We start from the raw sequence: 9,104 nt of genomic DNA, 5'->3' as shown, positions 1-9,104 counted from the left end.
ACCACGCTCTCTTATTCGCCGACCTTCGGCTACGACATCTGCTCGCGGCGCATGTCGAGCCAGACCAAGGCGAGCGACCGCTTCGACCTGTCGCGCTGGCGCGTGGCGGGCAATGGCGCGGACATGATCCGCCCCGACGTGATGCAGGCGTTCGTCGACGCCTTCGCCGAGGCCGGGTTCGACGCCAAGGCGTTCCTGCCCTCCTACGGCCTGGCCGAAGCGACGCTCGCGGTGTCGATCATGCCGCCGGGCGAAGGCATCGTCGTCGAACTGGTCGAGGAAACCGAGCTTTCGGGCGGCGGCTCCGCCTTGGTCGGCCGGCCGCAACGTTACCGCGCGGTGGTCAATTGCGGCGTTCCGGCACGTGACATGGAAATCGCGATCCGCGACGAGGACGGCAATCCACTTCCCGACCGCGCGATCGGCAAGGTCTGGTGCCGCGGTCCATCGGTGATGGTCGGTTATTTCCGCGATCAGGAGGCGACCGACGCCTGCCTCGTCGACGGGTGGCTCGACACGGGCGACATGGGCTACATGTCGGGCGGCTACATCTACATTGTCGGCCGCGCCAAGGACATGATCATCATCAACGGCCGCAACCACTGGCCGCAGGATATCGAGTGGGCGGTCGAGCAGCTTCCCGGCTTCAAGGCGGGCGATATCGCCGCCTTCGCGATCACCACCCCCGGCGGCGAGGAAACCCCCGCCGTACTGGTCCAGTGCCGCACCACCGATCCGGACGAGCGCGCCCGCCTGCGCGAAGAGATACGCGAGCGCGTCCGCGCGATCACCGGCATGAATTGCGTGATCGAGCTGGTGCCGCCCAAGACGCTACCGCGCACCAGCTCGGGCAAGCTCAGCCGTTCGAAGGCGCGCAACCTCTATCTGTCGGGCGAGATCGAGCTTTACGACCTGGCGGCGTAAGCCGTCCGCCGCCGGCGCAACGCGCCGCCGATCGCACCGAAACCCGCCACCATCATCGCCCAGCTTGCGGGTTCGGGCGCAGGCGTGGGCAAAGCCGGCGGCGGCAGCGGATCATTGCCCGCGCCGAAGGTCAGATCGTCCCATACCACCCCGCCGGCGGTGCCGCCGAACACAAGGCTGCGCACGTTGGTGAGCGATCCCAGACCGCCGGGGCCTAACGTGCAGAGAATGGCCGAATAAGCGGGACAGCCCGGCGCGCCGCTGAACAAGGTCAGATTGGCAAGCTGCGTGCCGGTTCCGCCGACGCCGTCATAGGCCTGGATGAAGGCGATGCCAGCGGGCGCGACCGCATAACGGAAGCCGATCGCGCCGGAATAAGCGCTGCTGAAATCGAGGATCGCGACACCCGACGACGCCAGCCCGAGCGCGCCCTTGTTCGACGTCGGCGTCTGGCCGCCGGTCGAGGCGTTGGAGCAGATGACGGCCAGGCTGTTGAGGCACACCGCGATCGCGTTGGCATCGAACGTCATGCCGAAATTGGCGCCGCTGGTGCCGGCGCTGCTGGTGCCGCCGTCATAGAAGCCCAATATCTGGGCGGGGCTGGACGGCGGATAGCCGGCGTTGATCCCTTCGAACCCGACGACGGTGTAAGCGGATGCAGGTCCGCCCAGAAGCAGAGCGGCTAAAGCGGCCGATAGGATACGCATGGCTGTCCCCCCTACGTTACGACGCGGGGTCGGCCCGTCTCCCCAGACGCGCTTTTACCCCGCCGGGCGGAGCGTACCGCAAAAGGCACGTATCGGCCATATCGTCGCTCTTCACCTTCTCCCCGTCATGCCAGCGAAAGCTGGCATCCGTCTCCCGACCGTATCGCAACCGGGACAGGCAGGAGATGGACCCCAGCTTCCGCTGGGGTGACGTCTAAAGCTACTGGTTCGGATCGCTATAGTGCTGCTGCTTCTCCAGCGCGCGCTGGCGTTTGGCTTCCTTCTTGTCTTCCTTGCGCTGCTTTTCCTCGGCCTTACGGTCGCGACGGCCGCGATTGCGGTCGGCTTCGGACTGGCTGGTCGTCATCTTGTCGACCGTCCAGCCAGCCGCGCGCACCGGCGCGGTGACGATGCTGGCGGCGGTCGAGATGCAGCCCGCGAGCGGCAGCAACAGGGCCAGGACCAAGAGGCGTTTCATTCGCAAAATCTTTCAACGCGTTACGGAACGCCGCCTGTAGCGAATCCGGGCTTAACCATATCTTACCCCTTGGCGGGGCATGGAGCGAGCATGCGCGATCCCGCCTCTGCCCAGCCCGTTGACGTCGCGATCATCGGCGCCGGCCCCGCCGGCCTGACCGCGGCCTATCTCCTCACCAAGGCGGGCCTGTCCGTGACCGTGATCGAGAAGGACGAACGCTATGTCGGCGGCATCAGCCGCACGGTCGAGCATGAGGGCTTCCGCTTCGATATTGGCGGCCACCGTTTCTTTTCGAAGAGCCAGGAAGTGGTCGATCTCTGGAACGAGATCCTGCCCGACGATTTCATCGTCCGCCCGCGGATGAGCCGCATCTATTACGAGGGCAAATTCTATTCCTATCCGCTGCGCGCGTTCGAGGCGCTGCGCAATCTCGGCCTGATCCGATCGGGCCTGTGCATGGCGTCCTATCTGCGCTGGAAGGCCTTCCCCAAGAAGGAGGCGCGCTCGTTCGAGGATTGGACGATCAACCAGTTCGGCAAGAAGCTCTTCTCGATCTTCTTCAAGACCTACACCGAGAAGGTGTGGGGCATGGCGTGCGCCGACATTTCGGCCGATTGGGCGGCGCAGCGCATCAAGGGGCTGAGCCTCGGCGGCGCGGTGCTCGACGGGGTGAAACGCTCCTTGGGCCTCAACAAGCGCCCCAATGACGGCATGGCGACCAAGAGCCTGCTCGAAAGCTTCCGCTACCCGCGCAAGGGCCCGGGCATGATGTGGGAAGCCGCGCGCGATCATGTGCTGGCCGGCGGCAACCACGTGCTGATGGGCCACAAGCTCAAGCAACTGAGCCATGACGCCGAGGGCTGGCGCGTCGCCGCCAACGGTCCGCAGGGCGAAACCGTGATCCATGCGCGCCACGTCATCTCCTCGGCGCCGATCCGCGAATTGCTCGGCCGCATCCACCCGCTGCCGAAGACGCTGCTCCAAGCGCGCGACCTCAAATATCGCGACTTCCTGACGGTCGCGCTGATGATCCGTTCGCCCGATCTGTTCCCCGACAATTGGATCTACATCCACGACGACACTGTGAAGGTCGGCCGCATCCAGAATTTCCGATCCTGGTCGCCCGAGATGGTGCCGGACGAGAGCCTGGCCTGCGTCGGGCTCGAATATTTCTGCTTCGAAGGCGACGGGCTGTGGGCATCGAGCGACGCCGATCTGATCGCGCTCGCGACGAAGGAAATGGCAGCGCTCGGCCTGTGCGATCCGAAGATGGTCGAAGGCGGCGCGGTGGTGCGGCAGGAAAAGGCCTATCCGGTCTATGACGACAGCTATGCCGCCAACGTCGCCGCGATCCGCGACGAGCTGGAAGGCGCTTACCCGACTTTGCATCTGGTCGGCCGCAACGGCATGCATCGCTATAACAATCAGGATCATGCGATGATGACCGCGATGCTGACCGTCCGCAACATCCTGGCCGCAGGGCGCCCCTACGATATCTGGGCGGTCAACGAGGATGCCGAATATCACGAAGCGGGCGATGAAGGCGCCGAGCGCAAGCTCGCCGTTACGGCCGATCAGCAGGCCGCGCTCAACTCGGTCCGCCCGGTGCCGCGCCCGCTCAAGGCGGCGTAACCGGCAATGCCGGCAGTCGAGCGCCATTATCGGCTCTGGCTGCTGATCGTCTGGCTGGCGGGCGCAACGATCGCGATCGGCTTGTGCTTCGGTTCGATCGCGGCCTTCACCTTCCCCGATCCCGACGATGTCATGCGCCTGGCCGAGGTGCGCGACTGGATGGCCGGGCAAAGCTGGTTCGACGTCAGCCAGCACCGCATGAACCTGCCGACCGGGCTGTCGATGCACTGGTCGCGCTGGCTCGACGTGCCGCTCGCGGCGGTGATCGCGCTCAATACGCCGCTCGTCGGCCAGCGCGCCGCCGAGACGATCGCGGCGGTCGCAATCCCTATCCTCACGCTCGGCGCGACGATGGCGCTGGTCGCGGAGATCACGCGGCGCCGGTCGGGCGCGGGCCCGGCCTTGCTCGCGGCGGCGTGCTGCATGCTCAGTATCGGCGTCTGGTACGCGATGCGGCCGATGCGGATCGACCATCATGGCTGGCAGATCGTCGCCGGGCTCGGCCTAGTGCTGGCGCTGCTCGCGCGGCGCGACTTGCGCGGCGCGGCGATCGCGGGCCTGTGCGGTGCGCTGTGGACGCATATCTCGCTCGAGGGGCTCGCTTTCACCGCCGGCGCGGCTGCGTGGCTGGGGCTGCGCTGGATCGCATCGCCCGCCGAGCGCTTCCGCCTGCCCGCCTTCCTCGGCGCGCTCACGCTGGGCGGCATCCTGCTCTATTTTTCGGTGCACGGATTCGAACTGATAAAACGGACCTATTGCGATCAGGCGTCGCCGGTCCATCTGGCGGTGCTCGGCCTCGCGGCACTGGCGACCTTTGGCGCGGCAGCGCTCGCGCCCAAGGCAATGCCCGCACGCCTCGCCTTGATGGCAGGCGCGGCCTTGCTGTGCGGCCTGCTCTATCGCCTGGGGGCCCCGCAATGCGCCGGCGGGCCGTTCGCGACGCTCGGACCGCTCGGCTATCGGCTCTGGTATCTCAACGTCCCCGAAGGCGTGCCCTTGTGGCATCTGCCGCGTTCGCTGGCGCTGCTGTGGGGCCTGTTTCCGTGGGTGGGGCTGGCCGGTGCGTTCGTCGCGCTCCGCCGTGCCGCGTCTGACCGCGCTGCGGCGACCGACTATCTGGCCTTGCTCGCGATCGCCACCGCGATCGGATTGTTGGTCACGCGCGCGGGTGCGTTTGCCAACCTGCTCGCCCTTCCGGGCGCGATCACGCTCATCATGCTGGTGATCGCGCGGACCAAGGCCTGGCGCATGCCAGCCCGCGTCGTCGCCCGCACGGCGGCGCTGCTGCTGCTTACCCCGGACGGCGCGGGACTGGCGGCTTTGCTCGCGTCCGCCCCGCAAAGCGCCGCCGCCGCGAGCGGCGATGCCCGCTGCGGCACGATCGATGCGCTCGCGCCGCTCGGCCGATTGCCGCACGCGACGATCCTGGCGCCGCTCGACATGGGTCCGGCGCTGATCGTGGCGACCGGGCACGCCGCCGTCACCGGCCCCTATCATCGCGATCCAGCGGCGCTGGAGGATGTGCTGCGTTTCTTCACCACCGGCGACGCGCAGGCGATCGCGGTTCATCGTCGGGCCGGCTACGTCGCCTTCTGCGCCAATGACGGCGAGATGCAGGCGATGGCGAAGTTCGCGCCCGCGGGGCTTGCGGCGAGATTGCTCCACAACCGCGCGCCGGGCTGGCTCCAGACCATAAAGCTGCCCGGGACGGCGGGCCTCAAGCTCTACCGCGTCGACTAGGTCCGAGTCCTTAAGTGCGGTTGCCGGCTATTGCGGCGCAGGCGCCGGCGCAGGCGCGGTTTCCAAAGTATGAGGAAGGCTCCAGCGCAATCTGCTCGCGTAAGTTGATTTGATCGGCTGGCCGGCAGGATCAACCGCTGGCTTGAACTGGCCTGTTTTACGAAGCTGACTGCAGGTTTGACGATCCAGGTCAGCGTTACCGCTTGTTTGCGTAATCTTGCAGCCGGTGACCTTGCCGTCTTTCGCAAGCGCAACTTCGAAACCTACTACGCCCTGAATGCCAGCTCGAAGCTCAGCGGGCGGGTAGTCCAGCTGGACGGAAACGAGCTGTGCCGCAGCCGGTACAGCTACGGCGAACAGCACTGCTCCAATTATGCTTGCTCGATACATCTCGCCCTCCTCCTGATGGTAGAGCTTTGACCCTGGTTTCGCCAGAGAAGCCTCGTCCAGATTATGAATTTGTAGGCACGAAAAAGCCGCCGCCCACCGGAGTGGACGACGGCCCTTTTCGTTTGGCCTGACAGGCTGGATCAGCTGTTCAGGTAATCGCCCGCATCGGCGTCGGAGCCGTGGCTTTCGCCGACAACCTCGCCCAGCGGATCGTTGCCAGTATCGGCCTCGACCGGACGCTTGAGCTCGGCCGCATGTTCCTCGGCCGCCGTCTTCGGCGCCACGATCGACGCCGCGTTCGATGCCGCGACCAGACGCTGCGACGCGCGCAGCGCCGCGTCGCGCGACGAGGCGGTGACGCGCAGGCGGTTCATGCCCGCGCCGGTGCCGGCGGGGATGAGGCGGCCGACGATCACGTTCTCCTTGAGGCCGTTCAGGCTGTCGACCTTGCCCTGCACCGAAGCCTCGGTGAGGACGCGGGTCGTTTCCTGGAACGAAGCCGCCGAGATGAACGAACGCGTCTGGAGCGAGGCCTTGGTGATGCCGAGCAGGATGGGCTTGCCCTCTGCGAACGCTTCATTCTTGCCGAGCTTCGCGTTGATCTCGTCCATCTCCTCGCGATCCACCTGCTCGCCGGGGAGCAGAGTGGTGTCGCCGGCCGACGTGATCTCAACCTTCTGCAGCATCTGACGAACGATCGTCTCGATGTGCTTGTCGTTGATCTTCACGCCCTGCAGTCGATAGACTTCCTGGATTTCCGACACGAGATATTCCGCGAGCGGCTCGATGCCGAGCACCTCGAGAATATCGTGCGGATCGGGCGAGCCGCCGATCAGATTGTCGCCGCGCTTGACGTAATCGCCTTCCTGCGCGTCGATCGTCTTCGACTTCGGCACCAGATACTCGACCGGCTCCGAGCCATCGTCCGGACGGATGATGATCTTGCGCTTGGCCTTGTAATCCTTGCCGAATTCGACGCGGCCCGAGATCTTCGCGATGATCGCGTTTTCCTTGGGCTTGCGCGCTTCGAACAGCTCGGCGACGCGCGGCAGACCGCCGGTGATGTCGCGGGTACGCTGCGCTTCACGCGGCACACGCGCCAGCACTTCGCCGGCTTCGACCATCTGGCCGTCCTCGACCGCGATGACCGCGCCGACGATCAGGCGCGACACGCCGCTTTCGCCCGAGGCTTCGTCGAGCAGGGTGATGCGCGGACGCAGATCCTCCTTCTTGCCGCGGCCGATATCCTCGATCACCACGCGCTGGGTGAGGCCGGTCGTTTCGTCCGACTCCTCGCGCACCGTGCGGTTCTCGATCAGGTCCTGATACCGGACCATGCCCTTCTTGTCGGTGATCACCGGCATGTAGGCCGGATCCCACTGCGCGATGCGATCGCCCTTGGAGACGATGGAGCCATCGCCGACCATGAGCTGCGCGCCGTAAGGCAGACGGTGGGTCGAACGCTCGCGGCCGTCCATGTCGACGATCGCGATTTCGGCCGAACGCGACAGCGCGATGTGCTGGCCGCGGGCGTTGACGATCGTGGGCAGGCCACGCAGCTCGATCTTGCCGTCCGCGATTGCCTCGAGGTTCGACTGCTCGTTGAGCTGCGCCGCGCCACCGATGTGGAAGGTACGCATGGTAAGCTGCGTGCCCGGCTCGCCGATCGACTGCGCCGCGATGACTCCGACCGCTTCGCCGATATTGACCGGCGTACCGCGGGCGAGGTCACGGCCGTAGCAGGCCGCGCACACGCCGCCCTTGGATTCGCACACCAAAGGCGAGCGGATCTTCACGGCCTGGGGCGACACGGCTTCGACCGCGGTGACCATCGCTTCGTCGAGCAACGTGCCCTCCGGAACGATCACGTCACCGCTCTTGCTGTCGACGATGTCCTCGGCCGTGGTGCGGCCCAGGATGCGCTCGCCGAGCGAGGCGATGGTCGAACCGCCCTGCACGATCGCGCGCATCTCCAGCGCGCGTTCGGTGCCGCAATCCAGCTCGACGACGACGCAATCCTGCGACACGTCGACCAGACGGCGGGTCAGGTAACCCGAATTGGCGGTCTTCAACGCGGTATCCGCGAGGCCCTTACGGGCGCCATGGGTCGAGTTGAAATACTCAAGGACGGTCAGGCCTTCCTTGAAGTTCGAGATGATCGGCGTTTCGATGATCTCGCCCGACGGCTTCGCCATCAGGCCGCGCATGCCGGCGAGCTGCTTGATCTGCGCCTGCGAACCGCGGGCGCCGGAGTGGGCCATCATGTAGATCGAGTTGATGTCCGCTTCCCGGCCGTCGGGATTCTTCTTAACGGCCTGGATTTCCTTCATCATCTCGTTCGCGACGCGATCACCGCAACGCGACCAGGCGTCGATCACCTTGTTGTACTTTTCCTGCTGGGTGATCAGACCGTCCTGATACTGCTGCTCGTAATCCTTCACGAGCGCGCGCGTCTCGTCGACCAGCGGAATTTTGGCCGCCGGGATGACCATGTCGTCCTTGCCGAACGAGATGCCCGCCTTGAACGCGTGACGGAAGCCGAGGCTCATGATGCCGTCGGCGAACAGCACGGTCTCTTTCTGGCCGGTGTGGCGATAGACCTGATCGATGACGTCGCCGATTTCCTTCTTGGTGAGAAGGCGGTTGACGGTCTCGAACGGCACCTTGTGGCTCTTCGGCAGCGTCTCGGCGATCAGCATCCGGCCCGGAGTGGTCTCGACCCGCTTCATGTAGGTCTTGCCGTCCTCGTCGGTCTGCGGAACGCGGGTCGTGATCTTCGTGTGAAGCGTCACGGCCTTGGCGTTGATCGCCTGATGGACCTCGGACATGTCGCCGATCATCGAGCCTTCGCCGGGCTCGTTTTCCTTCATCATCGACAGATAATAGAGGCCGAGCACCATGTCCTGCGACGGGACGATGATGGGCTTGCCGTTGGCGGGCGACAGGATGTTGTTGGTCGACATCATCAGCACGCGCGCTTCGAGCTGGGCCTCGAGGCTCAGCGGGACGTGCACGGCCATCTGATCGCCGTCGAAGTCGGCGTTGAACGCCGAGCAGACCAGCGGGTGAAGCTGGATCGCCTTGCCCTCGATCAGGACAGGCTCGAATGCCTGGATGCCGAGACGGTGAAGCGTCGGCGCGCGGTTCAGAAGAACCGGATGCTCGCGGATGACCTCATCCAGGATGTCCCAGACTTCCTTGCGCTCCTTCTCGACCCACTTCTTGGCCTGCTT

At 65.6% G+C, this 9,104-nt stretch carries 7 protein-coding genes; 3 read left to right on the top strand and 4 right to left on the bottom strand.

Annotated features, from left to right (window positions below; genetic code table 11):
• On the top strand, nucleotides 1–924 hold a 924-nt coding region (locus VK533_RS04140; protein WP_324375288.1), incomplete at its 5' end, for an AMP-binding protein.
• On the opposite strand, the gene VK533_RS04135 is transcribed toward VK533_RS04140, so the two are convergent.
• Together VK533_RS04135 and VK533_RS04130 are read right to left on the bottom strand one after the other, a co-directional pair.
• Nucleotides 906–1,631 carry a PEPxxWA-CTERM sorting domain-containing protein gene (locus VK533_RS04135; RefSeq protein WP_324375287.1) on the bottom strand — a complete coding sequence of 242 codons (726 nt, stop codon included), beginning with the start codon at nucleotides 1,629–1,631 and terminating at the stop codon, nucleotides 906–908. The genes VK533_RS04140 and VK533_RS04135 overlap by 19 nt on opposite strands.
• Before the next feature lie 220 nt (nucleotides 1,632–1,851).
• Nucleotides 1,852–2,109, bottom strand: coding sequence for a hypothetical protein (locus VK533_RS04130; RefSeq protein WP_324375285.1), 258 nt, complete (start codon nucleotides 2,107–2,109; stop codon nucleotides 1,852–1,854).
• A 90-nt stretch (nucleotides 2,110–2,199) separates the two neighbouring features.
• Between VK533_RS04130 and VK533_RS04125 the strand changes: the two genes are divergently transcribed.
• Entirely contained in the window at nucleotides 2,200–3,741 is a 1,542-nt protein-coding gene (locus tag VK533_RS04125; RefSeq protein WP_324375283.1) for an NAD(P)/FAD-dependent oxidoreductase, read from the top strand.
• A 6-nt stretch (nucleotides 3,742–3,747) separates the two neighbouring features.
• Nucleotides 3,748–5,481 carry a hypothetical protein gene (locus VK533_RS04120; protein WP_324375281.1) on the top strand — a complete coding sequence of 578 codons (1,734 nt, stop codon included), beginning with the start codon at nucleotides 3,748–3,750 and terminating at the stop codon, nucleotides 5,479–5,481.
• Between the two features lie 27 nt (nucleotides 5,482–5,508).
• Here the strand turns inward: VK533_RS04120 and VK533_RS04115 are convergent, their stop codons facing one another.
• Nucleotides 5,509–5,871, bottom strand: a complete 363-nt coding sequence (locus VK533_RS04115; protein ID WP_324375279.1) for an energy transducer TonB — start codon at nucleotides 5,869–5,871, stop codon at nucleotides 5,509–5,511.
• A 140-nt stretch (nucleotides 5,872–6,011) separates the two neighbouring features.
• Nucleotides 6,012–9,104 (bottom strand): DNA-directed RNA polymerase subunit beta' (rpoC, locus tag VK533_RS04110; protein ID WP_324375277.1); only part of this gene is annotated, 3,093 nt, incomplete at its 5' end.

The sequence above is a fragment of the Sphingomonas sp. genome, from assembly GCF_035317925.1.
Lineage (GTDB): Bacteria > Pseudomonadota > Alphaproteobacteria > Sphingomonadales > Sphingomonadaceae > Sphingomonas_I.
This window is presented reverse-complemented; position numbering and strand designations above follow the sequence as displayed.

Coding starts and splice junctions, on each gene's coding strand:
- VK533_RS04135 (WP_324375287.1), bottom strand. CDS start 1,631: ATGCGTATCCTATCGGCCGCTTTAGCCGCTCTGCTTCTGGGCGGACCT.
- VK533_RS04130 (WP_324375285.1), bottom strand. CDS start 2,109: ATGAAACGCCTCTTGGTCCTGGCCCTGTTGCTGCCGCTCGCGGGCTGC.
- VK533_RS04125 (WP_324375283.1), top strand. CDS start 2,200: ATGCGCGATCCCGCCTCTGCCCAGCCCGTTGACGTCGCGATCATCGGC.
- VK533_RS04120 (WP_324375281.1), top strand. CDS start 3,748: ATGCCGGCAGTCGAGCGCCATTATCGGCTCTGGCTGCTGATCGTCTGG.
- VK533_RS04115 (WP_324375279.1), bottom strand. CDS start 5,871: ATGTATCGAGCAAGCATAATTGGAGCAGTGCTGTTCGCCGTAGCTGTA.